The 25,147-nt window shown below is 67.5% G+C and carries 20 protein-coding genes and 1 pseudogene; 8 read left to right on the top strand and 13 right to left on the bottom strand.

The features are described from left to right. Nucleotides 1–2 precede the first annotated feature (2 nt). From plsX to HAV22_RS10940, 3 genes are all read right to left on the bottom strand, one after another. Entirely contained in the window at nt 3–1,043 is a 1,041-nt protein-coding gene (plsX, locus tag HAV22_RS10950; RefSeq protein WP_166859100.1) for a phosphate acyltransferase PlsX, read from the bottom strand. A gap of 218 nt (nt 1,044–1,261) precedes the next feature. After that, on the bottom strand, nt 1,262–1,444 hold the full coding sequence (rpmF, locus tag HAV22_RS10945) for a 50S ribosomal protein L32 (RefSeq protein ID WP_005666806.1): 183 nt from the start codon (nt 1,442–1,444) through the stop codon (nt 1,262–1,264). Nucleotides 1,445–1,654: 210 nt separating this feature from the next. After that, nucleotides 1,655–2,152, bottom strand: a complete 498-nt coding sequence (locus HAV22_RS10940) for a YceD family protein (RefSeq protein ID WP_166859099.1) — start codon at nt 2,150–2,152, stop codon at nt 1,655–1,657. 105 nt (nt 2,153–2,257) lie between these two features. Between HAV22_RS10940 and HAV22_RS10935 the strand changes: the two genes are divergently transcribed. Both HAV22_RS10935 and HAV22_RS10930 read left to right on the top strand, forming a co-directional pair. Further along, a complete protein-coding gene (locus HAV22_RS10935; RefSeq protein WP_166859098.1) occupies nt 2,258–2,872 on the top strand; it encodes a Maf-like protein in 615 nt (204 codons plus the stop codon). Nucleotides 2,873–2,885: 13 nt separating this feature from the next. Then, nucleotides 2,886–3,635 carry an SAM-dependent methyltransferase gene (locus HAV22_RS10930; protein ID WP_166859097.1) on the top strand — a complete coding sequence of 250 codons (750 nt, stop codon included), beginning with the start codon at nt 2,886–2,888 and terminating at the stop codon, nt 3,633–3,635. Nucleotides 3,636–3,657: 22 nt separating this feature from the next. Here the strand turns inward: HAV22_RS10930 and HAV22_RS10925 are convergent, their stop codons facing one another. Then, nucleotides 3,658–4,932 (bottom strand): EAL and HDOD domain-containing protein, encoded by a 1,275-nt coding sequence (locus tag HAV22_RS10925; RefSeq protein ID WP_166859096.1) that lies wholly within the window; start codon nt 4,930–4,932, stop codon nt 3,658–3,660. 529 nt (nt 4,933–5,461) lie between these two features. Then, nucleotides 5,462–6,334 (bottom strand): annotated as a pseudogene (locus tag HAV22_RS10920) (23S rRNA (adenine(2030)-N(6))-methyltransferase RlmJ); the annotation flags it as partial. Between HAV22_RS10920 and HAV22_RS10915 the strand changes: the two are divergent. After that, complete coding sequence (locus tag HAV22_RS10915; RefSeq protein ID WP_166858838.1) at nt 6,257–6,628, top strand: hypothetical protein; 372 nt, start codon at nt 6,257–6,259, stop codon at nt 6,626–6,628. The pseudogene HAV22_RS10920 and the gene HAV22_RS10915 sit on opposite strands and share 78 nt — an antisense overlap. 124 nt (nt 6,629–6,752) lie before the next feature. On the opposite strand, the gene aceA is transcribed toward HAV22_RS10915, so the two are convergent. After that, complete coding sequence (aceA, locus tag HAV22_RS10910; RefSeq protein WP_166859094.1) at nt 6,753–8,051, bottom strand: isocitrate lyase; 1,299 nt, start codon at nt 8,049–8,051, stop codon at nt 6,753–6,755. A gap of 431 nt (nt 8,052–8,482) precedes the next feature. Between aceA and HAV22_RS30815 the strand changes: the two genes are divergently transcribed. Then, nucleotides 8,483–9,181, top strand: coding sequence for a PEP-CTERM sorting domain-containing protein (locus HAV22_RS30815; protein WP_208296138.1), 699 nt, complete (start codon nt 8,483–8,485; stop codon nt 9,179–9,181). A gap of 75 nt (nt 9,182–9,256) precedes the next feature. Here HAV22_RS30815 and clpB read toward each other — a convergent pair whose 3' ends face one another. Beyond that, nucleotides 9,257–11,869, bottom strand: a complete 2,613-nt coding sequence (gene clpB, locus HAV22_RS10900; protein ID WP_166859093.1) for an ATP-dependent chaperone ClpB — start codon at nt 11,867–11,869, stop codon at nt 9,257–9,259. Between the two features lie 124 nt (nt 11,870–11,993). On the opposite strand from clpB, the gene HAV22_RS10895 reads away from it, so the two are divergent. Further along, nucleotides 11,994–13,316 (top strand): voltage-gated chloride channel family protein, encoded by a 1,323-nt coding sequence (locus HAV22_RS10895; RefSeq protein WP_166859092.1) that lies wholly within the window; start codon nt 11,994–11,996, stop codon nt 13,314–13,316. A gap of 10 nt (nt 13,317–13,326) precedes the next feature. Here the strand turns inward: HAV22_RS10895 and yiaA are convergent, their stop codons facing one another. From yiaA to HAV22_RS10865, 6 genes are all read right to left on the bottom strand, one after another. Continuing rightward, entirely contained in the window at nt 13,327–13,752 is a 426-nt protein-coding gene (gene yiaA / locus HAV22_RS10890) for an inner membrane protein YiaA (RefSeq protein WP_166859091.1), read from the bottom strand. A gap of 82 nt (nt 13,753–13,834) precedes the next feature. Further along, nucleotides 13,835–14,218: a fluoride efflux transporter CrcB gene (gene crcB / locus HAV22_RS10885; RefSeq protein ID WP_371869605.1), complete on the bottom strand. Its 384-nt coding sequence runs from the start codon at nt 14,216–14,218 to the stop codon at nt 13,835–13,837. Continuing rightward, nucleotides 14,203–14,673 carry a molybdopterin synthase catalytic subunit MoaE gene (gene moaE, locus HAV22_RS10880; protein ID WP_166859090.1) on the bottom strand — a complete coding sequence of 157 codons (471 nt, stop codon included), beginning with the start codon at nt 14,671–14,673 and terminating at the stop codon, nt 14,203–14,205. Before moaE ends, crcB begins: the two co-directional genes overlap by 16 nt. Beyond that, the gene (locus HAV22_RS10875; RefSeq protein WP_166859089.1) at nt 14,670–17,318 is read right to left on the bottom strand and encodes a DUF349 domain-containing protein; all 2,649 of its coding nucleotides are present in this window, start codon (nt 17,316–17,318) and stop codon (nt 14,670–14,672) included. The genes moaE and HAV22_RS10875 overlap by 4 nt, the downstream gene beginning before the upstream one ends. 118 nt (nt 17,319–17,436) lie before the next feature. Then, complete coding sequence (locus tag HAV22_RS10870; protein ID WP_166859088.1) at nt 17,437–18,057, bottom strand: hemerythrin domain-containing protein; 621 nt, start codon at nt 18,055–18,057, stop codon at nt 17,437–17,439. Nucleotides 18,058–18,261: 204 nt separating this feature from the next. Then, nucleotides 18,262–19,497, bottom strand: coding sequence for a winged helix-turn-helix domain-containing protein (locus HAV22_RS10865; RefSeq protein ID WP_166859087.1), 1,236 nt, complete (start codon nt 19,495–19,497; stop codon nt 18,262–18,264). 136 nt (nt 19,498–19,633) lie between these two features. Here HAV22_RS10865 and HAV22_RS10860 point away from each other — a divergent pair, with 136 nt between their 5' ends. The 3 genes from HAV22_RS10860 to HAV22_RS10850 all read left to right on the top strand — a co-directional run bounded on the left by HAV22_RS10860 (nt 19,634) and on the right by HAV22_RS10850 (nt 25,144). Beyond that, nucleotides 19,634–20,914 (top strand): exonuclease SbcCD subunit D C-terminal domain-containing protein, encoded by a 1,281-nt coding sequence (locus HAV22_RS10860; protein ID WP_166859086.1) that lies wholly within the window; start codon nt 19,634–19,636, stop codon nt 20,912–20,914. Beyond that, the gene (locus HAV22_RS10855; protein ID WP_166859085.1) at nt 20,911–24,828 is read left to right on the top strand and encodes an AAA family ATPase; all 3,918 of its coding nucleotides are present in this window, start codon (nt 20,911–20,913) and stop codon (nt 24,826–24,828) included. Before HAV22_RS10860 ends, HAV22_RS10855 begins: the two co-directional genes overlap by 4 nt. Nucleotides 24,829–24,931: 103 nt before the next feature. Then, nucleotides 24,932–25,144 (top strand): hypothetical protein, encoded by a 213-nt coding sequence (locus HAV22_RS10850; protein ID WP_166859084.1) that lies wholly within the window; start codon nt 24,932–24,934, stop codon nt 25,142–25,144. Nucleotides 25,145–25,147 lie beyond the last annotated feature (3 nt).

Genomic DNA, 25,147 nt, shown 5'->3' with positions numbered 1-25,147 from the left:
TACTAACCCTGCTGAATGGTTGACCCAGGCGCCCCTGCGTCGGGCGTTTGCGGCAACATTTCGGCGATCAAGGTCGAGAGTTGCGCTTGCACATTATATTTCGCCGCGTCAAAAGCGCGTCGAATTGCCCACTCGTAGGCGTAGGCACTGGCGCCGCCGTGGCTCTTGAACACGAGGCCTTTCAGGCCCAGCAGGCCGGCGCCGTTGTAGCTTTCGGGGTTCAGCTTCTTCAGCGACTTGCGTGCCAGCAGCGCGCCCAGCTTCGACATGGTGCTTTCCATGAACGTCGTCTTGAAGAAGCGGGACAGCCCCTCGATCGCCTTCAACGTGACGTTGCCGACGAAACCGTCGCACACGACGACGTCGACGGTGCCCTTGAAGATGTCGTTGCCTTCGACGTTGCCGTAGAAATTCAGCACGCCGCGTTCGTGGTCGGCCCGCAGCAGGGGTGCGGTGGCCTTGACCACTTCGTTGCCCTTGATCTCTTCCGTGCCCACATTGAGCAGGCCGATGCTGGGACGGCGGTGCTCCATCGCCTCGAACAGCACGGCGCCCATGATGGCGAACTGGTGCAGGTGATGGGGCTCGCAATCGACGTTGGCGCCCAGGTCCAGCATATAGGTCGGGCCGCCCTTCTGGTTCGGCAGGATCGAGCAGATGGCCGGACGGTCGACGTCGGCCATCGTCTTCAGCACGTAGCGCGAGATCGCCATCAACGCGCCCGTATTGCCGGCGGAGACGCAGACGTCGGCGCTGCCGTCCTTGACGAGCTCGATCGCCACGCGCATCGACGAATCTTTCTTGCGGCGCAGGGCGACTTCGACGGGGTCGTCCATGGCGACCACTTCGGACGCATGGCGGACGGTGAGGCGCGGCTGGTCGCCCGCATGATGTTTCTTGAGTTCAGCGCGGACTTGCTCTTCCTGGCCAACGAGGATCAGTTCGGCATCGGGTTCGCGCTTGAGGAAAGCGAGGGCTGCCGGGATGGTCACGGCGGGGCCGTGGTCGCCGCCCATGCAGTCGATGGAAATTTTGATTGTCATTTGTCGGGATGGACCGCGGGCTCAAGGTCGGCCGGCAGTTGCATGTTCTCGGCGGGATGCAAGGACGGATGCAATGCGGGCCGAGTCAGCGGGATGGAAAATGACGGTGTGCCAGCTCCGGTTGCGACCGGCGACACGGGTACCGCGAATGAAAAAGCGGCGCCACGCATTCGTCATACGTTGCACCGCTTTCATCGAACAAAACAGCAAGACGTCGATTACTCGTCGTTCTTGGTCTTGAGCACTTTACGGCCACGGTAGAAACCGTTCGGGCTGATGTGGTGACGCAGGTGCGTTTCGCCGGTGGTCGGCTCGACTGCCAGGTTCGGGGCCGTCAGGAAATCGTGCGAACGGTGCATGCCGCGCTTCGACGGGGACTTCTTATTCTGTTGAACTGCCATGATGACTCCTAAACTTAAGTTCTAAAATTCTAACACATTCGACTTGCAAATACATGCGCATCGAGTATCCCAGCGGCAATACCCATGGGAAGGCCATTGCCGACATGCTTAACGCTGCCTTACAACGATGACTCAATACTCGAGCTGCACGCGTTTGACACGTTTTGACGCTGCGAATGCTACCCGGAGGACGCACCCGCCGCAATTCTTTTATTCAGATTTGAGGTTCTTCAATGCCGCAAACGGCGATACCTTCTCGGACTTGACCGTGTCCAGCAGCTTGGTATCGGGGCACACCTCGTGTTTCGGTGCCTGCGGCAGGGCCAGCAGGGCTTCATCTTCCAGCAAGTCGCGGATGTCGCAGGTGTGGCTGCCGACGATCACGTCGATGCTCTCGTCGTCGAGGATTTCCTCGATCTCGTCCGCTTCCACGTCATCCTTGCCCAGCACCAGCACGGTCGACGAATCGATCTCGTAGCCGAACGGGGTCAGGCAGCGCTGGCAAACCAGCTGGACGGTTCCGGAGACGGACAACGTCAGCATCGGATACCCCTGCCGCGTTTGGCCACCGTCGATGGACCAGGCGATCTCGCCGGACTTGTCGGCGCAATCGGCTGCCAGACGGGGCATGTCCGCCACCGGCGTGACGCCTTCACGATGGCCGTTGTTCCGACAAAATTCAAAAGCGTCGATGACAAAAGCGCTCATTTGGAAAAACATCCCCGGAAAACCTGCGATAATAGCAGGCTTAGCCCCGCGTCGTCAAAGACTTCGTCGAAAAGCGCTATCCTCCTGTTTTATTTACGAAAATCGATGTCCAACCGAGCCCTTCCGCGCCTCATCCTGGCCTCCAGTTCCGCCTACCGGCGCGAGCTGCTGCAGCGCCTGCAGCTGCCGTTCGAGGCCGTCTCTCCCGATATCGACGAGACCCCGCATGCTGGCGAGGCACCGGAAGCGACGGCGCTGCGGCTGGCGCGCGAGAAGGCCGCGGCCGTCGCCCGCGCACACCCCGGCGCGCTCGTGATCGGCTCGGACCAGGTCGCCACGCTGGACGGCATCCAGATCGGCAAGCCCGGCGATCACGCCCGCGCCCTCGCCCAGTTGCAGATGATGCGGGGCCGCCGCGTCGTGTTCCATACCGCGCTGTGCCTGTGGGACGGCCGCCTGTCCGCGGATGAGGCCGCGCAGGTGGAGAACGTCCAGGTGTTCGTGACGTTCCGCGACCTGCCCGATGCCGAACTGGACGCCTATCTGCGCATCGAACAGCCCTACGACTGCGCGGGCAGCGCCAAGAACGAGGGACTCGGGATCGCCCTGCTCGAACGCATCGAGAGCAGCGACCCGACCGCCCTCACGGGCCTGCCGCTGATCGCCCTCACGGGCATGCTGCGCCGTGCCGGCATGCCGTTTTTCAGCCGCCAACAATAATTAAATCACTACGATGCCCGGTACGCTCTACCTCATTCCGAACACCCTCGGCCCGACGGAAGCGGCGCCGCACGCGCTGTCCCACGTCCTGCCCGAACAGGTGCAGGACATCGCCAGCAAGCTCGATTATTTCGTGGCCGAGAACGCCAAGACGGCGCGCGCCTTCCTGAAACTGGTCGCCATCGACCATCCGCTCGCGCGCCCGCTGCAGGAAATCCGCATCGCGGAACTCAATGTGAACACGCCGCCGCAGGCACTGGCCGCCCTGCTGGCGCCGCTGCTCGAAGGCCAGGACGCGGGGCTCGTGTCGGAAGCGGGCGTGCCGGCCGTCGCGGACCCGGGCGCCGACCTCGTCCGGTTGGCACACCAGCACGACGTCCCGGTGCGCCCGCTCGTGGGCCCGTCGTCGCTGCTGCTCGCGGTCATGGCGAGCGGGCTGAACGGCCAGAGCTTCGCGTTCAACGGCTATCTGCCGACGGACGCCGCCCAGCGCACGAAGCGCATCCAGCAACTGGAACAGCGTGCGCGCAGCGAAAAACAGACGCAGTTGCTGATCGAAACGCCGTATCGCAACGGCGCGATGCTGGAAGCGCTCGTGGCGAGCTGCCAGCCGCATACCCTGATCTGCGTCGCGACGGATTTGTCGCTGGCGACGGAAACCGTGCGCACGCAGACCGCGGCCAAATGGAAGGCGCAACTGGCTGCCGGCAAGGCGCCCGACTTCCACAAGAAACCGACCGTGTTCCTGTTCCTGGCGCAGTAAGTAGTAAGTGCCCTTCGGGCGCTCAATGCACCTCGGCGCCCAGGTCGCGCACCCAGCCGAACGCGGCCAGTTCGATGTCGCGCACCTGCTTGACGGACAGGCGCAGCCGGCCCAGCGCGGCGCCCAGGTCGCGGCCCGGGCCTGCGTGTTCCAGCGATTCCGCGATGCTCAGCATGGCGCCGTAGTCGCCGTCGCGCTCCAGCAGCGCGGCGCGCACGTCGCGCGATATGTCGACCTTGTCCAGGATCTCGCGCATCGGCACGCCGAACAGCGCATCCATCAGCGACATGATGCCGACGGTGAACGCCGTGTCAGCGGCGGCCACGTCGCCCGGGCGCAAGGTCAGGGTCATCAGCTCCAGCAAGCGGCCGCGTGTCGTCGCCATCTGCAGCAGCGGCGAATTCAGTTCGACGTGGCCCTCGGGGCCGCTGTACAGCAGGATCTGCACCCAGCGCTGCAACTGGCTGCGGCCAAGCTGGGCCAGCGCCTGCGAGATCGATTCCACGCGTGGCGCACCCGTGCCCTCCAGGTGGCCGTTCACGAGGCGCAGCAGATTCAGGCTCAGCAGCGCGTCGCGCTTGACCGCCGCTTCGATCGCCTCGTTGTCCGCATGCGCATGGATCAGGTCCAGCAGGCGCAGCAGCACGAGCTCGGACGGCGTGATCTTCCTGCCCGACAGGATCGCGGGGCGGGCGAAATAATAGCCCTGGAAAAATTCGAAACCGAGTTCCAGGCACAGCTGGAATTCCTCGACCGTCTCGACCTTTTCCGCCAGCAGCTTCTGGTGCGGCCCGCGCAAGGTGCGCACGAGGTCGGCGAGCTCGTCGCGGCCCACGCCCTGCAGGTCGATCTTGATGACGTCGACGAGGTTGCGCAGCTTGCTGACCTGCTCCGAATGGCCGATGACGTCGTCGAGCGCGAACTTGAATCCGAGCTCTTTCAATTCCCGGATACGCGCCAGCAGCGCCGGCGTCGGGCAGACGGTTTCCAGGATTTCCAGGATCACTTGATCGGGAGGCAGGAAGCGGACGAAATCGCTCATCAAGACGACCTCGTCGACATTGACGAAAGCAGTCTGCTCACCCACCACCTGCTTCATGCCCAGCTGCGACGCATGGGAGATCACGGCGGCGGTGGCGGCGGCATAATCTGTCAGCTGGGCGTCCTCGTGCTCGGCCGCGGCGCGGAACAGCAACTCGAACGCCACCAGTTTCTGGTCACGGCCGAGAATGGGCTGGCGCGCCAGAAAGAACTCGTCGGACGGCGTGGACGCGACTGCCGGTGCTACCGCTTGCATGAAAAACTCCTGGAACGCGCGGCACGCACCATGCGCACCGGAACCGGTCTGACCGGACTACCGGTGCGACTATACTACAGACGAGCAGTCTTTACATTTCGACATCGTATCAAAACGTTTCGGCAACAGTTGTGCTTTTGGGAAATGTTTTATGCGAAAAGGATCAGGATCGGCCCGAACCGTTACGCTTGAACGGTGCACGGGGCGCCGTGGCGGCGTTCGGACCGGTCTTGCGCGACTGCGTGCGGGCGCCCGATCCCGGATTGCGCGGTGCCGCCTTGCGTTCGCCCTGGGCCGCGGCGCCATCGCGCTCGCCTGCCGCGGGCGTACGGGGGCCGCGTCCCGCGGCACCGCCCGGCGTGCGGCCCTGCTCGCCTTCGCCGCGCGCGCGCGGACCGTCGCCATACGCCTGCCCCGGCAGGCGCAGACTGCCCCCACCCGACAGCGGACTCGCGCGGCGCGCATTGCCCACCGGCTGGCGCGGCGTACCGGCGACGCCTTCGCGCGCGACGGCACCCGTCACCTGCGTGCCTTTTTCGATACGGAACGTGGCGCCGGCATCCTGGCCAAGCACTTGCACGAGGTAAGGCATCGTTTCGCGCAACGTCGCTTCCAGCGTGTACGGCGGGTTCAGGATTAACATGCCGCTGCTGTGCAGCCCGTTGCCGTCGGCGCGCGGGCCTGCCACGCTCAACGTCACGTGCAGCCATTCCTTCGCGGGCAGGCGCTTCAGGCGGTCGGCGAACTGGCGCGACTCCATGCGTTGCAATACCGGATACCAGACGGCGTACATGCCGGCGGGGAAACGCTTCAGCGCTTCCTCGAGCGCGTCGCGCACGTGCTTGTAGTCGAGCTTGACTTCGTACGGCGGATCGATGAGCACCAGCGCGCGCCGCGACGGCGGCGGCAGCAGCGCCTTCAGCCCGTGAAACCCGTCCGCGCGCTCGACGAGGATGCGGCGCCCTCGCGCCCGCTCGCCCTGCTCCGCATGGTGCGCCTCCAGCTTGCGGACATTCTCCGCGAGCAACTTGATGTCGGCCGGATGCAGTTCGAACAGGCGCAGGCGGTCTTCCAGCCGCGCCTCGGCATCGGCCACCCACGGCGAGCCGGGATACAAGCGCAGCTTGCCGCTCGGGTTCAACGTGCGCACGAGGCCCACATAGTCCGCCAGCGCCGGCGGCAAATCGTCGCGGTCCCACAGGCGCGCGATGCCGTCGATGTATTCGCCGCTCTTGACCGCCTGCGCGCTGTCGAGCGCGTACACGCCGGCACCCGCATGGGTGTCGATATACGTGTAGGCCGTGTCTTTCTGGTTCATGTATTTGTGCAACTGAACCTGAATAAAGTGCTTCAGGACATCGGCATGGTTACCCGCGTGGAAGGCGTGGCGGTAGCTGAACATAGAGATTCCAATCTGATTGAGGCGGTGCCCGTGCTGCGAACGCGCGCGCGGGCCGACCGTCATTATCCACCAGATACGCCGCCGGCCCAACAATGGTGGGAAATGAAAAGCCGCAGCAGCCTGTGGCCACTGGAAAATTCGGGGTCAGAGCATTTATCACCACGTTTCGGGGTCAGAGCCCTTCTTCATACAAGTTCCTGCAGCCAGCTTCCATGTCGGTCGCCACGCTTTCCCAAGGCGGATGCCGGCGCGCCGCGCATGGCACGAGCGAGTTTTTTGCGTCCAAAAAATTGATTCCGTTGGCGCTCTGACCCCGAAGCGATGCTCTGACCCCGAATTGATTACGCACAAAAAAGCCGCAGCGGCTTGTGACCACTGCGGCTGACCATCCGAGGACGGTGGAGGAATCTATACCGGGTCAAGCGACTTTCTTTTCGTCGAAGAACTGTTCGTCCTCCGTCGAGCCGTGCAGCGCCGTCGTCGAGCTCTGGTGCTGCTGGATCGTCTGCGTCACCGCGTCGAAATAGCCGGTGCCCACTTCGCGCTGGTGCTTGACGGCCGTGAAACCCTTGTCGGCCGCGGAGAATTCCGCCTCCTGCAACTCGACGAAGGCCGACATGCCGCGGCGCGCATAGCCGTGCGCCAGGTTGAACATGCTGTAGTTCAAAGCGTGGAAGCCGGCCAGGGTGATGAACTGGAATTTGTAGCCCATGGCGCCCAGCTCTTTCTGGAACTTGGCGATCGTGGCGTCGTCCAGGTTCTTCTTCCAGTTGAAAGATGGCGAGCAGTTATACGCGAGCATCTTGCCGGGGAATTTGTCGTGGATGGCGTCCGCGAAGCGCTTGGCGAACTCCAGGTCGGGCTTGCCCGTCTCGCACCACACGAGGTCGGCGTACGGGGCATATGCGAGGCCGCGCGCGATGGCCTGGTCGACGCCCGGCTTGACGCGGAAAAAGCCCTCGACCGTACGCTCGCCCGTGCAGAACGGCTTGTCGTTCGCGTCGACGTCGGCCGTCAGCAGGTCGGCCGCCTCGGCGTCCGTGCGAGCCACGAGGATCGTCGGCGCGCCCATCACGTCGGCCGCCAGGCGGGCCGCCGTCAGCTTCTCGACGGCCTCGCGCGTCGGCACGAGCACCTTGCCGCCCATGTGGCCGCACTTCTTGACGGACGCCAGCTGGTCTTCGAAGTGCACGCCGGCGGCGCCCGCTTCGATCATGGACTTCATGAGTTCGAACGCGTTCAGCACGCCGCCGAATCCGGCTTCCGCATCTGCGACGATCGGCGCGAAGTAATCGACGCCGTCCTTGCCTTCGGACCACTGGATCTGGTCCGCGCGCTGGAACGTGTTGTTGATGCGCTTGACAACCATGGGTACCGAGTTGGCCGGGTACAGCGACTGGTCCGGATACATCTCGCCGGCCAGGTTCGCGTCGCCCGCGACCTGCCAGCCCGACAGGTAGATCGCTTTCAGGCCGGCCTTGACCTGTTGCATGGCCTGGTTGCCCGTCAGCGCGCCCAGCGCGTTCACGTACGGTTCCTCGTTGATCAGGTTCCACAGCTTCTCGGCGCCGCGGCGGGCGAGCGTATGTTCGATCTGCACGGACCCTCGCAGCCGTACGACATCCTCCGCCGTGTAATTGCGGACGATACCTTTCCAGCGCGGGTTGGTCTCCCAATCCTGTTGCAGGGCGGCGATTTGCTGTTCACGAGTTGCCATGGCGTTCTCCCGATGTGAAACGAGGTTGGACAGTGATTCCGTTGGAAACAATGATAGCGCCGGTTGTGCGCAGCACCAATAGTCTTATATAAGACATATGACGCTTTTTATTCTCTTTTAAATCAACATACTACGATTTATTTTTCATGATACGAGAACAGGTTTCTCAGAATGGAAATCGTCGGGTACGGCACGCTGCTGCGCTTTTCACATCTGTAACCCGCTTTTCACCATGTGGAATTCGATCGTTCACACCCAGAATTCAGCGCCACTCGTTAGCTAAACAACACTTTTTGTTGCTAAATATCACTATAAATTGACGAAAAGCATTATTTTGACCGACAATCACTCTGTAAAGACAGTAAGACAAATTCACACAGGCAACTTAGACCCGGCGCAGTCCGGCAAGCCGGCAACCTGAAAGAGACCCAATGACGATGACATTCCGCATGACCGCACTGGCTGCCCTGCTGGGTGCGACGACCATGACGGCCCAGGCCGGCGTACTGACCCTCGACGGCGTGACGTTCACGTCGAACTGGAACAGCAACGTGCTCACGCTGGAAATCGACGCCGCGAACCGCAGCGGCGGCTGGAGCGACGCGACGGGGCTGGCCGCGCTGGCGATCAAGGGCGTCGGCACGTACAGCAGCGTGAGCGTCGGCAGCGCGCCCGGCGGCACGGGCGCCTGGAAGCTGTCGACGTCCGAACTGAAAGCGTCCGGCTGCTCGGGCACGAGCAACGGCGCCGCCGGCAGCCGCATGTGCTTCTACGGCCAGCAGATCGCGCTGGCCGACGACATGGTGTTCAAGTTCACGTTCGATGGCGCTGCCGTCACGCCGGTGGACCCGCATGTGAAAGTCGAATTCGTCGACGCGCAAGGCCGCAAGGTGGGCTCGCTGCTGTCGCAGACGCTGCCGCCGTCGCCGGTCAAGACGGCAGGCGACCCGCCCGTCTTGCCGCCCACGCCAGACCTGCCCACCACGGTCCCGGTCGCCGACGTCCCCGACGACACCCCGGCCGGCGGCGACGCCGGATCGGCGAACGTCCCGGAACCGCGTAGCATCGCCCTGCTGCTGGGCGGCCTCGGCCTGATGGGCGTCACGCTGCGCCGCCGCGGCGGACGCTGACGATCGCGCCGGACGGCGCAAAAAAAACGCCCTGCCGGCGCATGCCGACAGGGTGTTTCTCTTTCCACCACAGATTTACTTGGCCAGCTCGACGGCCGGCTCCTCGCCGAACACCAGCTGTCCGCCGCGCACTGCGACGTGGATCGTATCCTTCGGGCCGAACCGGCCGGACAGGATTTCCTTCGACAGCGGATTCTCGATCTGCTGCTGGATCGCGCGCTTGAGCGGGCGCGCGCCATACACGGGATCGAACCCGGCTTCCGCGATCTTCTGCAAGGCCTCGTCGCTGATGTCGAGCGCCATTTCCATCTTTTCGAGACGCTGCTCCAGGTTCTTCAGCTGGATCTTCGCGATCGCGCCGATGTTCTTCTCGTCGAGCGCGTGGAACACGACGATCTCGTCGATCCGGTTGATGAACTCGGGGCGGAAATGTCCGCGCACCTCGGCCATCACCGCGAGCTTCACCACGGCCGGATCGTCGCTGTCCATCGACTGGATCTTGTGCGAACCCAGGTTCGACGTCATCACGATCACCGTGTTCTTGAAATCCACCGTGCGGCCCTGGCCATCCGTCATGCGGCCGTCGTCGAGGACCTGCAGCAGGACGTTGAACACGTCCGGATGCGCCTTCTCGATCTCGTCCAGCAGGATCACGCTGTACGGCTTGCGGCGCACGGCTTCCGTCAGGTAGCCGCCCTCCTCGTAGCCGACATAGCCCGGCGGCGCGCCGATCAGGCGGGCCACGGAATGCTTCTCCATGAACTCGCTCATGTCGATACGGATCAGCGCGTCTTCCGTGTCGAACAGGAAGTTCGCCAGCGCCTTGCACAGCTCCGTCTTGCCCACGCCCGTCGGGCCCAGGAACATGAACGAGCCGTACGGACGATTCGGATCGGCCAGACCCGCACGCGAGCGGCGGATCGCATCCGACACGGCCTCGATCGCCTCGTCCTGCCCCACGACGCGCTCGTGCAGCTTCTCTTCGATGTGCAGCAGCTTGTCGCGTTCGCCCTGCATCATGCGGGCGACAGGGATGCCGGTCGCGCGCGACACGACTTCCGCGATTTCCTCGGCACCCACTTGCGTACGCAGCAGCCGCGGTTTGCCATTCGCGTCTTCAGGCTGCTCGCCCGCAGCTTCCGCATCCTTCAACTGCTTTTCCAGCTCGGGCAGGCGGCCATACTGCAGCTCCGATACCTTCTGCCAATTGCTCTGGCGCTTCGCTTCGTCCATCTGCAGGCGGATGCGCTCGATCTCTTCCTTGATGTGCGTCGTGCCCTGCACGGCCGCCTTCTCGGACTTGAGGATTTCCTCGTAGTCGGCGTACTCGCGCTCCAGCCGGGCGATCTCGTCGTTGATGAGTTCCAGCCGGCGCTGCGACGCTTCGTCGGTTTCCTTCTTGACGGCTTCGCGCTCGATCTTCAGCTGGATCAGGCGGCGGTCGAGCTTGTCCATCACTTCCGGCTTCGAGTCGATCTCGATCTTGATCTTCGACGCGGCCTCGTCGATCAGGTCGATGGCCTTGTCGGGCAGGAAGCGGTCAGTAATATAACGGTGCGACAGCTCGGCCGCGGCGATGATGGCCGGGTCCGTGATCTCGACCTTGTGGTGCAGCTCGTACTTTTCCTGCAGGCCGCGCAGGATGGCGATGGTCGCCTCCACGCTCGGCTCGTCGACGATGATCTTCTGGAAGCGGCGCTCCAGCGCGGCATCCTTCTCGACGTATTTGCGGTACTCGTCGAGGGTGGTCGCGCCGATGCAGTGCAGCTCGCCGCGCGCGAGTGCGGGCTTGAGCATATTGCCCGCGTCCATCGCGCCTTCGGCCTTGCCGGCGCCGACCATCGTGTGGATCTCGTCGATGAAGACGATCGTCATGCCCTCGTCATGCGCGAGTTCCTTCAGCACGGCCTTCAGGCGTTCCTCGAACTCACCGCGGAACTTGGCACCGGCCAGCAGCGCCGCCATGTCGAGCGACAGCACGCGCTTGCCCTTCAGCGAATCGGGCACTTCGCCGTTGACGATGCGCTGTGCCAGCCCCTCCACGATCGCCGTCTTGCCGACGCCGGGTTCGCCGATCAGCACGGGGTTGTTCTTGGTGCGGCGCTGCAATACCTGGATGGCGCGGCGGATTTCGTCGTCGCGGCCGATCACGGGGTCGAGCTTGCCGCTGCGGGCCCGCTCCGTCAGGTCGAGCGTATATTTCTTGAGGGCTTCACGCTGGCCCTCCGCGTCCTGCGAATTCACGGATTCGCCGCCGCGCACTGCGGAGATCGCGGATTCGAGCGCCTTGCGCGCGAGTCCGTTCTCGCGTGCGAGACGGCCCGCTTCAGACTTGTCTTCCGTAAAGGCCAGCAGCACCATCTCGCTCGACAGGAACTGGTCGCCGCGCCGCTGCGATTCGCGGTCGGCCAGGTTCAGCAGCGACACGAGCTCGCGCCCGACCTGCACGTCGCCGCCCGTGCCGGACACTTTCGGCAGGCGGTCGAACGCGGAGCGCAGCGCCGTCTGCAGGCTGCCCACGTTGACGCCGGCGCGTTGCAACAGCGAGCGCGCGCCGCCATCGCTCTGGCCCAGCAGCGCGGCGAGCAGGTGAACGGGTTCGATGTATTGGTTGTCGTTGCCGACGGCCAGGCTTTGCGCATCGGCGAGCGCTTCCTGGAGCTTGGTCGTCAATTTGTCTTGGCGCATTTGATGATCCCTGTGTTTGGGTTGGATTTCGGATTGACACCCAGTTAGGGATGGCGTAGCGACTTTTCAAGATGTGAACACACGACAGGCAAACGTTTAAAGTTGCTGCGCTACAATGCCCGGCATGGGCCTTTCTTTCCTCTCCAGACACTTCGACGAACAGCTGCGCCTGCTCCCCACAATGGCGAAATGGCTGCTGCTCGCCCTTGCCGTCGGGCTGCTGTCCGGCACCGCCTCGGCCGTCTTTTTATTTGCCCTCGACGTGGCGACGGGCACACGCATCGCCCACCGCTGGCTCATCGCCCTGCTGCCGCTGGCCGGATTCGCCGTCGGCTGGCTGTACCTGCGCTTCGGTAGTTCGGTCGAGGCCGGCAACAACCTCCTGATCGACGAGATCCATGACCCGAAAAAAGTGATCCCGCTGCGGATGGCGCCGCTCGTGCTCGGCGGCACGGTGATCTCGCACCTGTTCGGTGCCTCGGTGGGACGCGAAGGAACGGCCGTGCAGATGGGCGGCGCCCTCGCCGACCAGCTCACGCACGTGTTCAAGTTGAAACACGAAGACCGGCGCATCGTGCTGATGGCGGGCATCAGCGCCGGTTTCGCGTCCGTGTTCGGCACGCCGCTGGCCGGGGCCATCTTCGGCCTCGAAGTGCTCGCGATCGGCCGCCTGCGCTACGACGCCCTGCTCGCCTGCCTCGCGGCCGCCATCGCCGGCGACCAGGTCTGCCTCCTGTGGAGCCACGCGCTGGGCATCCACCACACGCACTACGCGATCGGCGCGGTGCCCGCGCTGGCCGCATGGCCGCTGATCGCCGTCGCGCTCGCCGGCGCCCTGTTCGGCCTGGCCGGCAAGCTGTTCGCGGATTGCACGCACGCGCTGTCGGCCTGGATGAAGCGGCGCGTGACGTACGGCCCGCTGCGCCCGCTGCTGGGCGGCATCGTCGTCGCGGCCGCCGTGCTGGCGCTGGACGCGGACCGCTACATCGGCCTGGGCATCCCCACGATCCAGGCCGCATTCGCGCAGCCGCTGGCCCCGTGGGATTTCGCAGGCAAGATGGCGTTCACGATCGCGTCGCTGGGCAGCGGCTTCAAGGGCGGCGAGGTGACGCCGCTGTTCTACATCGGCGCCACGTTGGGCAATGCGCTGGCACCGCTGCTGCACCTGCCGTTTGCCTTGTTGGCGGGCGTCGGCTTCGTGGCCGTGTTCGCCGGCGCCGCCAACACGCCGATCGCGTCGACGTTGATGGCCATCGAGCTGTTCGGCGCGGAAGCGGGTGTATACGCGGCCGTCGGATGCGTGCTGGCCTATCTGTTTTCCGGCCACACGGGCATTTATCGCGCGCAGCGCGTCGGGCAGCCCAAGCACCGCTGGATGGCGTCGGTGCCCGCCGACACAAGGCTGGCCGACCTGCCCGCGCGCCGCGAGCCGCCGCGCCCGCCGTGACGGGCGTGCGTCAGGCCTGCGACGCCACGGGGGCGGCATTCGCCGCCGCCAGGTCGCGCACGTTCTTCTGCACGGCCACGATGGCGAACAAGGTCAGCACGTACGACATCGCATAAAAGCCTTTTTCGCTGGGCATCAGCGCGGCATTCCACAGCCCGACCGTCAGCAGGCCGAGCGCGGCGCTCAGCGAGGTCCAGCACAGGCCGACGTACAACCCGGTCACCGGCAGGTTTTCGGCGCGGTCGCGCAGGGTTTTTTGCAGCGACACGGCGGCGAAGCAGCCGTACAGCAGGATGGTCAAGTAATAGCCTTTTTCGTTGAGCTGCATCGAGGCATTCCACAAGCCGGCGAGGTAGGCGAGGATGCCGACGATCATGGCGCTCCAGGAAGCACCGACGAAGGCGGGGCTCGGGCGTGCGGACTGTTGCTGGGTCATGGCGTTCTCCGATCAATGAAAATTAGGACTGTGCCAGACTGCAACGCCAACACCTTGCGCGCAAGCGAACGACGGCCAGGTATCACGCAATGGCACGCCACGTCGCATAACCCGCGACGCAGCAGCCGACCGAGCCCAGCAAGTGCACCGCCGCATGCGCCAGCGCCCAGCCGTAGTGGCCACGCTGCATGAGCACCATCGACTCGCCGGAAAAACTGGAAAACGTCGTCAGGCCGCCAAGGAAGCCCGTGATGACGAACAGCCGCCACGCGGGCGACAGCGCCGGCGCCGTGTCGAAGAACCCCAGCGCCAGGCCGATCAGGTAGCCGCCGAGGAGGTTGGCGACGAGCGTGCCCAGCTGGATGTGCGCGTGCAACTGGGAGAGGAAGATGGTCAAGCCCCAACGCAGCCAGGCGCCCAGTACGGCGCCGATGGCGACGGCGATCCAGCTCAGCGGCTGGCCCACTTGGCCCGGGCCGCGTCGTCCGTCACGCGCGCGTCGACCCAGCGCGCCCCATCCGGCGTCTGTTCCTTCTTCCAGAACGGGGCGTCGGTCTTGAGGTAGTCCATGATGAATTCGCACGCGGCAAACGCTTCGCCCCGGTGCGCCGCCGTGCAGGCGACGAGGACGATCTGGTCCAGCGGCTGCATCGGCCCGATGCGGTGGATGACAAGGACGCCGTACAGCGGCCAGCGCGCCCGCGCCTGTTCGACGATGTCATGCAGCGCGCGCTCCGTCATGCCCGGATAATGCTCCAGCTCCAGCTCGGCGACGTTCGCGCCGTCGTTCATGTCGCGCACCGTGCCGACGAAGCTGACGACGGCTCCCACGCGCGCGTCGCCCGCGCGCAGCCGCGCGACCTCGGTGCTGAGGTCGAAATCGCCGCTCTGGACGCGGACGTCGGTCGTGCCCTTGTTCACTTGCCCTCCTTGGCCACGCGCAGCGCGAGCTGCTCGATCCGCGATGCCGTGCGCGCGTCGACGAGCGCAGGCAGCGCGCACAGGTCGCGCAGCCGGGCCGTCGCACCGTCCTGGGCGCCGCGGCCGCCGTGGCCGGACTTCAACGACGATTGCAGCACTTCGACCTGCAGCTTCAGCCGGTCGCGCGCGAATTCCGGACCGCTGTCGATGCCCGCCCCGATCTCCTGGCGCAGCAATTCGTGCAGCAGCCTGGCACGGTTGTCTTCCAGCTGGCGTGCGTACGCGGCGCGCGCGTCCGGGCTGCCGCGCAATGCGACGAGCGCCCCGTCGAAACGGGTGCGCAGCGTGCGCTCCATGTCGGCATCCAGCGGCGGCAGCGCGGTCCAGCGCGCGTCCCAGTCGACATCGGCGGCGCCGGACGACGCCACGGCCTCTTCCAGTTCCTGCACGAGGCGCAGCTTGTCGCGCAGCATGCCGGCCTGGGCGACGCCCGCGGCGCGGCGCGCCTGGTCGGCATGCTGCTGCACCAGCGCGACGGCCGCGTGGTAGCGTTTCTCGACGCGGGCTTCGTGCGCGCGCGGCACGGGGCCGATCGCCTGCCACTCGGCCTGCGCCTCGCGCAAGATCTTGCCGGCGGTGGCCGGCGTCACGTCGGCGGCAGCCGCTTCCAGGCGGGCGCTGATGGCTTCCTTGGCGGCCTCGTGGACGCGGCGCTCGATGTCGGCCTCGTGCATCGTTTCCTTGCGGCGCTGGAACACGTCGTCGCACACGGCGCGGAAGCGCTGCCACAACGCCTGCTCGCTCTTGCGTTCCAGCGGCAGTGCGCGGGCGTGGTCCTGCCAGCGCTGCTGCAGCGCGCGCATCGCGTCGATCGCATGGCGGTCGTGCGGATCGATGGCGGCCGCTGCCTCGATGATGGCTTCGCGCTCGGCCATTTCGCCCTTGCGCTGTTGCTCCAGCGGGCCCTGCAAGGTGTTCAGTGCGTCCGTGAACAGGGCGTCCAGACGCTTCTTGTCCTTGCGGTCGATGGCGCCCAGGTGGCTCCACGCGAGACGCAGGCGCTGCACCGTGCCCGCCACGTGCTTCCAGTCGGCGCTGCCGTCGCGCAGACGCGCGATCTCGGCCTGGGCTTCGTCGACGAGCGCCTGGCCCCGCGCCGCGTTCGCATGGCGCTCGTCGGCCAGGTGACGGAAGTGGGCGGCGGCCGGCGCGTACGCGGCCGTGCACGCGGCATCGAAACGCTCCCACAGGCTTTTCGGCGCGGCGCCGGACAGGCTGTCGAGCGCCTTCCAGCGGTCGCGCATGCTGCCCACTTTCTTGGCCAGCTCGCTCATCGCCAGGTTTTGTGTGGGCAAGGCTTCGACCGTCTTGATGAGTTCCTCGCGCGACACGTTGCCGCCCCAGCGCGCCCAGTCGGACAGGCGCTTGAGCTCGGCGCGTAAATGGGCCAGGCGGTCGGACTGGGCCGGCGCGAGGCGCATGCCCTTTTCGCGTGCTTCCTTCAGCGTCTTGTCGTGCTCGGCGGCCGCGCCCAGCGATCCTTGTTGCAGCGCCGCTTCCATCGCGTCCATCGTGTCGATGAAATGCTGGTCGGCGCCGCGTGTCTTGGTCTCCTTCGCGTCCTGGCCGTCCTTGCCGTCCTTGCCGTTCTTGGCGGCCGGCTTGGCGCCGTGGGCAGCGTCATGCGCCGGCTTCGGCTCCCTGGTCTTGCGCGGCTCGGGCTGCGGCAACGTGGCCAGCAAGGCATCGAAGCGGCGCTGCAGTTCGGCGCCCTGCTCGTCCGCGGGCAGCGGCGGGAGCGCCTTCCACTCGCGCCGCAGCGCGTCCGCATGCAGCTCGGCGGGCGCCTTGGCCGCTTGCGCGTCGAGGAACGCGCTGCGTGCGCCCAGCGCGGCCTGGCCCGCTTCCGCCGTCTGCAGCCGTGCGCGCAGCGTCTGCATCTCGGCCGCGAACTCGGCCACGAGGGCGCGCGGCAGCGACGGATGCTCGGGTGCCAGCAGGGCGTCGTCCTGTTCCTGCGCCAGCGCATCGACGCGCTGGGCCAGTTCGGCGGCCGGCAGCCCGGCCCCGCCCAGCTGGCGCAGCGCGGCCACGCGGTCGATCATGGCGCGCTGCAGGGCCACCTGCGTTTCCAGGCGCCGGGCCAGCGCAGCGCGCGCGGTCTCGAATGCCGCGTCGAGCTCGGGCGCGACGATCACGGACCATTTGCGGTCGAGGTCGGCCACATGGTTCGGGGTCAGCAATGTCTCCTTGAGAAGGGACTCGGCCTGCTCGACGGCGGCCTGCGCGCGCCGGTGCTCGGCTTCGCGGTGGCGGTGCGCGTCGAGGCGGGATTGCATCAGCTTGGCGACGCGGCGGTCGGTGTTGCGCATCGCGGCATGGACGCGCTCGAGCTGCTCGGGGCTATGGACGAACTCGGCGGCAGACAGCCGCAGTTCGGAAAATTCGCATTGGAGAATGAATTCCACGGCGGCCGCTTCATCGGCGCCGATCCGGCCGAGTTTGTCAGCCTGGACCGCACGTTGCTGATTGGACGACTGTGCGGCGGGCGCGGATGGTTCCGCCTGTGCGCCCCCTCGTGCGCCCTGCCCGGCCGGCTTGTCGCCGGGCTTGTCGCCCGGCCGCTTGAATAGGAACTCGAACATGATGAAATCGCACTTCCAAAATCGCCATCATAGCAAAAGAACCCTGATGGCCCCGTAACGCCAGCCCTGCGCGTGCGAGCAACATGTTCGTCGCTGTCCGATGAACGGCGAGCGAAAATCAGTGGGCGGCGATGAGTGCCGCATGCCGCCGCCCGAACTCCGGCTGCAGCGGGTCGCGCCCGCGCGTGTCGCGGCCCGGCGCGGCCAGCCCGCGCCGGGCAAGGCGCGCATCGCCGCGGTGTTCCTGCGCGTGCGCGTCGTGGGCGAGCATCTGGTTGGCGATCGCGAACCACGCATCGCCGCCGACGGCCGCGCGGGCCAGCGGGAACAGCTCGTGTTCCTCGCGCTCCAGGCGGCGGCGCAGCGCACCGACGCACGATTCGACGGCATCGCAGAACGCATCGCGCGGCACTGGATGGCCGGCCGGGCCGACGCAAGCTTCGGCCGCGCCCATCGCCAGGGCGGCCTGCCCGCTGAGCCGCTCGAGGTCGGCCAGCAGGCCGTCGGCGGCCGCGGTACTGCGACGCAGCGCGGGCACGAGGAATTTGTCGAGCTTGCGCCAATGGCAGTTGTCGTAGGTCTGGCGCAGCGCCGCGCACAACTGGGCCGCCCGGCCGGCGGCGAGCGTGCTGAAGTCGGCCGGCAGCGCGCGCAGCTCGTCGAGCAGCGACTGCAGGGCGGCGCGCACCGTGGTCTGTTCGACGGACAACGCGACGAGGGTATAAGTCGATGTCAGCATTCGGTCTCCACTATTATCCGCACCGCCGGACAGCACCCCGCCGCAAGCCATGCGCGGCGCGATGCAGGATCCGGTGGGAGCGTCGTTGACAGGCCTGGTTGTCTCGGGCGTCGTGCGCCCTTTTGGTTGTCGTCGGCCTGAAGGAAGGTCTAGTGTAAGGAGGCGGGCCGGATGCGCGTTTGATTTATCACAAAGGGCCCCGGCTCAAGCAGCGGCGGCCCAGGGGTCGCCCAGCGCCGCAGCCAGCGGCATGGCGAGCGCGGCCGGCTCGGCATGGGCCAGCACGACCTGCCCGCAGCCATGCCAGCGCGCGCAGCGGCCGAACGCGCCGGCCAGGTCGCGCACGAGGCGCTCGCTGACGCGCACACCGGGCTCCAGCACGAGCGACTTCAGCTCGAACACGCCCGTCTTGCGGTGGGCCTTCGCGTCGACGCGCCCGACCAGCGCCCCGCGGCGCAGCAGCGGCAACGTGAAATAGCCGTAGCGGCGTTTCTCGGCCGGCGTGTAGCACTCCAGGCGGTAGTCGAAGCCGAACAGGTCGAGCGCCCGGCGACGGTCCCAAACGACCGGGTCGAACGGCGACAGCACGCTCGTCAGCGTGGCCTGCAAGGCGCCACGTACGGCCTGGGCGAGCAGGTCCGCATGGTCCGCGTGCACGTACACGGGTTCCTTCCACCCCTCGACGCGGGCGCGCAGCAGCAGGCCCTCGTCTGCCAGCGACTGCGGGTCGAGGTGCGGCGGCTTCGTGCGGTGGTAGTCGGGAATCCAGGCAGCCTTCGCCACGCCCAGCGCACGCACGGCGTCCAGCACGAACCGCTGCCGGGTCGCAGCGACGGACGGCATGCGTGCGTCGTCCCAGCCCGGCAGCACACGCTCGGCCAGGTCGTACACGCGGTGGAACTGCTGGCGCCGCGCGATCATCAGCTGCCCCGTCGTGAACAGGACTTCGAGCGCGCGCTTTTCCGGCTTCCATTCCCACCAGCCGCCCGCCTTGCCGTCGGCGCGTTCGAAGTCGGCCGAGCGGGCCGGACCGTTGGCGCGGATATGGGCCAGCACGCGCTCGACCTCCTCGCGGTGCGACGCGAGCCACGTCCCCGCGTACTTCCAGCCGAGCGAGCCCGGATCGACCATCCGGTGCCGGTACAGACCGTAGTCCTCGATGGGGATGAAGCACGCCTCGTGGGCCCAGTACTCGAACAGCCGGCCCTCGGCCAGCAGCTGATCGAGCCAGTCGGGGTCGTAGTCGCCCAGGCGGCTCCACAGCACGAGATAGGGACTGCGCGCCACGACGCTGATCGTGTCGATCTGCAGCACGCCCATGCGGCGGATGGCGGCCAGCACGTCGTCCTTCGTGGCGCGGGCGCGCCTGGCCTGCAGCATGCCCTGCGCGGCGAGATGCAGGGAACGCGCGACAGCGGGAGTCAAGATTGGTTCGCTCATCCGCACATTCTAGTGACATCCGATCAACATTTGTATAAGTCGACACGAAAAAGTACTGGTTTTTTTTACAGTACTGCGCCGTCTGCGCTATAGTTGGCGCCCTGGCTCAACCACCGTTACTGACTTTCTAACGACCATGCGGCTGCTGCACACATCAGACTGGCATCTCGGCCAGACCCTGCACAATTTCGACCGGACCTACGAGCACCAGTGCTTCCTCGACTGGCTGCTCGACACGATCGTCGCCGAGGAAGCGGACGCCCTGCTGATCGCCGGCGACGTGTTCGACAATGCGAACCCGTCCGCCACCGCGCAACGCCAGCTGTACCGCTTCCTGCAGCAGGCGCGGGCGCGCGCGCCGCAGCTCGACATCGTCGTCATCGCCGGCAACCATGATTCTCCGGGGCGGCTCGAGGCGCCGGGCCCGCTGCTGGAAGCGCATGGGACGCGCGTCGTCGGCCACGCCGTGCGCGATGCGGCCGGCAACATCGACGTCGAGCGCTTCCTCGTGCCGCTGACCGGCAAGGACGGCGCGGTGCGGGCCTGGTGCGTGGCGATCCCGTTCCTGCGCCCCGGCGACGTGCCGCGCGTGGCGCCGCCGTCCGCCGACGGCACCCCGAACGACGCGTTCGACGCCTACCTCGCAGGCATCCGCAGCCTGTACCAGCAGGCGTACGAGCTGGCGCGCGCGCGGGCGACGGACGGCCAGGCGATCGTCGCGATGGGCCATTGCCACATGGTCGGCGGCGACGCGTCGCCCGACTCCGAACGGCGCATCGTCATCGGCGGCACTGAAGCGCTGCCCGCGTCGATGTTCGGGCCGGACGTCGCCTATGCGGCGCTGGGCCACCTGCACCTCGCGCAGCGCGTGGGCCAGCAGGACCACCTGCGCTATTGCGGCAGCCCGCTGCCGTTGTCGTTCGCCGAGGTCGGCTACCGGCACCAGGTGCTGCGCATCGACCTGGACGGCCCGCGCGCCGCCACCATCGAGCCCATCCACGTGCCGCGCGCCGTCGAGCTGCTGCGCGTGCCGGCGCGGCCGGCGCCCGTCAAGCAGGCGATCGCGGAACTGGTCGGCCTCGACCTGCCCGACCTGCCACGCGACGCCTGGCCTTACCTGGAAGTGCGCGTGCTGCTCGACGCGCCGGAGCCGGGCCTGCGCGCCCAGGTCGAGGCGGCGCTGGAAGGCAAGCCCGTGCGTCTGGCGAAGATCGAACCGACGCGCCGTGTCGTCACGACGGCCGGTGCGGAACCCGCGCTGAGCCTCGACCAGCTCGCGCAACTGCAGCCTGACGACATCTTCCGCCGCCTGTGGCAGCAACGCTTCGGCGAGGATGCGCCCGACGACCAGTTGGCCGCGTTCGCCGAACTGCTGCTGCCGACGGACGCCGCCGGCAGCAAGCGGGAGGCCGCATGAAGATCCTGCGCATCGGCGGCAAGAACCTGGCGTCGCTCGCCGGCGACTTCGAAGTCGACTTCGAAAGCGAACCGCTGGCGGCGGCCGGCCTGTTCGCGATCAGCGGGCCCACCGGCGCGGGCAAGAGCACCTTGCTCGACGCGCTGTGCCTCGCCCTGTACGACGCGACGCCACGCCTCATCAAGGGTCCGCGGGTGGGCAACTACCTGCCGGACGTGGGCGACGAAACATTGTCCGTCGCCGACCGCCGCACGCTGATGCGGCGCGGCACGGCGGACGCGTTCGCCGAGGTCGACTTCGTCGGCAACGACGCGCAGCGCTACCGCGCGCGCTGGAGCGTGCGCCGCTCGCGCAACCGCGCGGCGGGCGCGCTGCAGCCGTCCACGATGAGCCTGCAGCAACTGCCCGGCCTCCAAGCGCTGGGCGGCACCAAGACGGAAGTGCTGGCCGAGATCGAGCGCCGCATCGGCCTGTCGTTCGAACAGTTCACGCGCTCCGTGCTGCTGGCGCAAAACGAATTCTCGGCATTCCTCCGCACGGACGAGAACGAGCGCGGCGAGCTGCTCGAAACGCTGACGGGGAGCGCCGTCTACAGCGACATCTCGCGTCGCGCCTACGAACGCTGGCGCGTGGAGCAGGAAGCCATGCGCCGCCTGACCGAGCGCCTGCAGGACCAGGCGCCGCTCGGCCCGGACGCTCGGGCCGCGCTCGACGCCGACCACGCCGCCGCGCAAGCGACGCTCGTAGCAGCCGAAACGCGCCAGGCCGGGCTCGAACGGCAATTGCGCTGGCACCAGGAGCTGGAGCGCCTGCTAGCGGCCGAAACCCAGGCCGACGGCGCACTTGCGCAGGCGCGCACCGCGGCCGATTCGGCCGCCGACCGGCGCCGCCGCCTGGCCACCCTGGACGCCGTGCAGCCGGCGCGCGCCCTCGTGGGCGACCTGAGCCGCCTGGCCGGCGAGCAGCGCCAGGTGCAGACGCAGCTGGCGGCCGGCGAACACGATCTCGCCCGCGCCCTCGACGCGCAGCGGCAGGCGGCGCAGGGCCTGATGGATGCCGAGTGCAAGCTGGACGCGGCGGAAGACGCGCAGCGCGCCGCCGCCCCGCAACTGGACCGCGCCAAAGCCCTCGACGCCACGCTGGACGCGCTGGCGCCCGCCCACGCGAAGGCGCGCGCTGCGGCGGACGACGCGCGCACGGAAGCGGCGCAGGCGCAGGCAGCCCTGCAAGCAAAGACGGCGGAACTGGACGCCAGCCGGCGTACCCTGCACGACACGGGCACATGGCTCGCCGCGCACGGCGCGCGCGAACCACTTGCCACGCAATGGACCCGCTGGGACCAGCGTCTCGCCCAGGCCGAGCAGGCGGCGCAGCAGGATGCGGCCAGCGCGCAAGCCCTCGACACCGCGAAGGCCGGCGCGGAACAGGCGGCCGGCGCGGCGCAGCGGACGGCGCATGCGCTGGCGGCATCCGTCGAATTGCTGGACGTGCGCGATGCCGCGCGCAGGGAGGCCGCGGCTGCGCTGGACGGCATCGACGCCGACGCGCTGCGCACGGAACGGCGCACGCTCGACCAGCGGCGCGAGCATCTCGCCTCGCTCGACCACACGTGGCAGGCGACGCGCACGCACCGCAGCCGCCTCGCCGACGTGGATGCGCAGGCCGCCCAGGCCACGCAGGCGCGCGCCGCGGCCCAGGAAGGCCTCGATGCGGCACGCGCCGCGGGCGTCGCGCTCGATGCCGCCGTGGGCCAGGCCGAGCGCATGCTGAAGTCGGCGCAACTCGCGTGCGCCGACGGCGTCGAGAAACTGCGCGCGACGCTCGTCGACGGCGATCCTTGCCCCGTGTGCGGCGGCACGGAACATCCTTACCGGCACCAGGACGACCGGCTGCACGCCGTGCTGGACAACCTGTCCGCCGAGCTCGCGGCGCGCCGCACCGAACAACGCGCCAACGTCGACTTGCAGGCCGACCAGCGCGCCGCGTTCGAGGCGGCAGGCGAACGGCTGGCGGCGCTGGCGCGCGAGCGCGACGGCCTCTCTGCCGCCCTCGCGCAGCTGGACGCGGAATGGGCCGACAATCCGCTCGCGGCCACAGCACCCGACGGCGACGATGACCACGACGCACGTGGACGGTGGCTGTCCGCCGAACTGGCCGCGCTGCGCGCCGCTTATGACGACCTGGAAACACGCGACACCGGCCTGCGCCGCGCCGTGCTCGCGCGCGACGTCGCGCAGCAAGCGTGGGATCAGGCCAATGCCGACCACGCGCGCCTGCTGGCCGCGGCGCAGACCGCCCGGGGCACGCTGGCCCGGCTCGACGCCGACATCGCGGCACTCGCGGCACGGCGCGAGGCGGCCGCTGCCGCGCTGGCGGCGCTGTTGGCCGAGCTCGACCCGGTGCTGGCGACCGCGTGCGGCGACGGCTGGCAAGACCGCTGGCAACGCGATCCTGCCGGCTGGCGCACCGCACGCGCACACGAAGCCCGCGAATGGAACGAGCAGGCCGCGCGCCAGCAACGGCTGCATGGCGCCATCGGCACGCTCGAGGCCGAACATGGCGCGCTGGCGGCGCGTGTCGAGCAGGCGGCCCGGCGCCGCGCCGATGCCGATGCCGAGTTTGCCCGCATGGATACCGAACTGCTCGCCCACCGTGCCGAACGCGCCGGCCTGTTCGAAGGTCGTGCGGTGCGCGACGTCGAACAAGCGCTCGCAACGGCCGTGACGTCGGCACGCGCCGCAGTGAACGGCTGCCAGGCCGCGAGCCTGCGGGCGGCGCAGGCGGAAGCCCGGGCGCGCGCGGCCCAGGCCCAGGCGGCCGCCCGCATCGCCGACCTGCAGGGCGAACTGGCCGACGCGGGCGAACGCCTCGCGCAGTGGATCCACGATTTCGACGGCAGCGACCCGGCTTTGGAAAGCGTCGCCAACGAACAGCAGCTGGCCGCCCTGCTCCAGGTCGGCGCAGCGTGGATCGCCCAGGAGCGCACGGTCCTGCAGGAACTCGATGCCGCCGTGCGCCAGGCCACGGCGATCTCGGGGGAACGGCGCGCGCAGCGGGAGCAGCATGAGCGGCTGCGCGAGGACCTGCTGCCGCCTGATGCGGATGCCGATGCGGATGCGGACGCGGGCGCCGGTGCCGAAACGCCCGATGCGGACACGCATGGCGACGCTTCCGACGCCGAGCAGGTCCCTGCGCCGACATCTCGCCACGACCGCCCGCCAGCGCTGCCGCGAGACGCCGGCGCCGACACCGTCGCCGCCGCGCTGCACCGTGCCCAGGTCGAACGCGACGCCGCGCGGGAAGCGGCCGCAGGCCTCGCCATGCGCATCCGCGAAGACGAGCAGCGGCGCGAGCGGGCACGCTCGATGATGGCCGAGATCGAGCGCCAGCGCGCCATCGAGGATCGGTGGGCGAAGCTGGCGGAGCTGATCGGCTCGGCCGACGGCAAGAAATTCCGCAACTATGCCCAACAGTTCACGCTCGACGTGCTGCTCGGCTATGCGAACAACCACCTGGGCCAGCTGGCGCGGCGCTACCGGCTGGAGCGCGTCGTCAGCACGGCCGGTCCGTCGCTGGCGCTGATGGTGCGCGACCAGGACATGGGCGGCGAAGTGCGCTCCGTGAATTCGCTGTCCGGCGGCGAATCGTTTCTCGTCTCGCTGGCGCTCGCGCTGGGCCTGGCGTCGCTGTCGTCGAACCGCGTGAAGGTCGAATCGCTGTTCATCGACGAAGGCTTTGGCAGCCTCGACAGCGACACGCTGGGCGTCGCGATGGACGCGCTCGATGCGCTGCAATCGCTGGGCCGCAAGGTCGGCGTCATCTCGCACGTGCAGGAGATGACGGAACGGATCGCGACCAAGGTGCTCGTGCGGCCCGCCGGTGGCGGCAGCAGCGCCGTGACGGTGCAATGCTAGACGGCGCAATGCTAAAATGCGCCCCTTCCCTTGTCCTGCCGTGCCCGCCGCATGCCGCCATGCTCCGGGACGGCGTTGCTGATTTCATCTTCATTTACTGATCATGTCGAAACCCGCCCGCTTCCTGACCTTCAAGTGCGCCAAGTGCGCCAAGCCGGTCAAGGTCACCCTGCAACAAGTGTCCGCCTGCTCGCACATCCAGCCCTACCAGGGCATCTGCCAATGCGGCGAGATCAAGCGCCACGCGACCGGCAACCCGGATGCCGTGAAATCCTTCGTCGAATCGAACGAGCTCCACTGGCACCACCACCATTGATCG

It is taken from the genome of Telluria antibiotica (assembly GCF_011682055.1).
Lineage (GTDB): Bacteria > Pseudomonadota > Gammaproteobacteria > Burkholderiales > Burkholderiaceae_D > Telluria > Telluria antibiotica.
The sequence above is the reverse complement of the archived record's forward strand: the minus strand, read 5'-3'. Positions and strand labels throughout refer to the sequence as shown.

Bases quoted from the DNA above. Each gene is read 5' to 3' on its own strand.
- HAV22_RS10870 (WP_166859088.1), bottom strand. From the start codon at position 18,057: ATGCTGACATCGACTTATACCCTCGTCGCGTTGTCCGTCGAACAGACC.
- HAV22_RS10875 (WP_166859089.1), bottom strand. From the start codon at position 17,318: ATGTTCGAGTTCCTATTCAAGCGGCCGGGCGACAAGCCCGGCGACAAG.
- HAV22_RS30815 (WP_208296138.1), top strand. From the start codon at position 8,483: ATGACGATGACATTCCGCATGACCGCACTGGCTGCCCTGCTGGGTGCG.
- HAV22_RS10935 (WP_166859098.1), top strand. From the start codon at position 2,258: ATGTCCAACCGAGCCCTTCCGCGCCTCATCCTGGCCTCCAGTTCCGCC.
- aceA (WP_166859094.1), bottom strand. From the start codon at position 8,051: ATGGCAACTCGTGAACAGCAAATCGCCGCCCTGCAACAGGATTGGGAG.
- HAV22_RS10925 (WP_166859096.1), bottom strand. From the start codon at position 4,932: ATGCAAGCGGTAGCACCGGCAGTCGCGTCCACGCCGTCCGACGAGTTC.
- HAV22_RS10865 (WP_166859087.1), bottom strand. From the start codon at position 19,497: ATGAGCGAACCAATCTTGACTCCCGCTGTCGCGCGTTCCCTGCATCTC.
- HAV22_RS10855 (WP_166859085.1), top strand. From the start codon at position 20,911: ATGAAGATCCTGCGCATCGGCGGCAAGAACCTGGCGTCGCTCGCCGGC.
- HAV22_RS10860 (WP_166859086.1), top strand. From the start codon at position 19,634: ATGCGGCTGCTGCACACATCAGACTGGCATCTCGGCCAGACCCTGCAC.
- HAV22_RS10940 (WP_166859099.1), bottom strand. From the start codon at position 2,152: ATGAGCGCTTTTGTCATCGACGCTTTTGAATTTTGTCGGAACAACGGC.
- rpmF (WP_005666806.1), bottom strand. From the start codon at position 1,444: ATGGCAGTTCAACAGAATAAGAAGTCCCCGTCGAAGCGCGGCATGCAC.
- clpB (WP_166859093.1), bottom strand. From the start codon at position 11,869: ATGCGCCAAGACAAATTGACGACCAAGCTCCAGGAAGCGCTCGCCGAT.
- HAV22_RS10850 (WP_166859084.1), top strand. From the start codon at position 24,932: ATGTCGAAACCCGCCCGCTTCCTGACCTTCAAGTGCGCCAAGTGCGCC.
- HAV22_RS10895 (WP_166859092.1), top strand. From the start codon at position 11,994: ATGGGCCTTTCTTTCCTCTCCAGACACTTCGACGAACAGCTGCGCCTG.
- plsX (WP_166859100.1), bottom strand. From the start codon at position 1,043: ATGACAATCAAAATTTCCATCGACTGCATGGGCGGCGACCACGGCCCC.
- yiaA (WP_166859091.1), bottom strand. From the start codon at position 13,752: ATGACCCAGCAACAGTCCGCACGCCCGAGCCCCGCCTTCGTCGGTGCT.
- HAV22_RS10930 (WP_166859097.1), top strand. From the start codon at position 2,886: ATGCCCGGTACGCTCTACCTCATTCCGAACACCCTCGGCCCGACGGAA.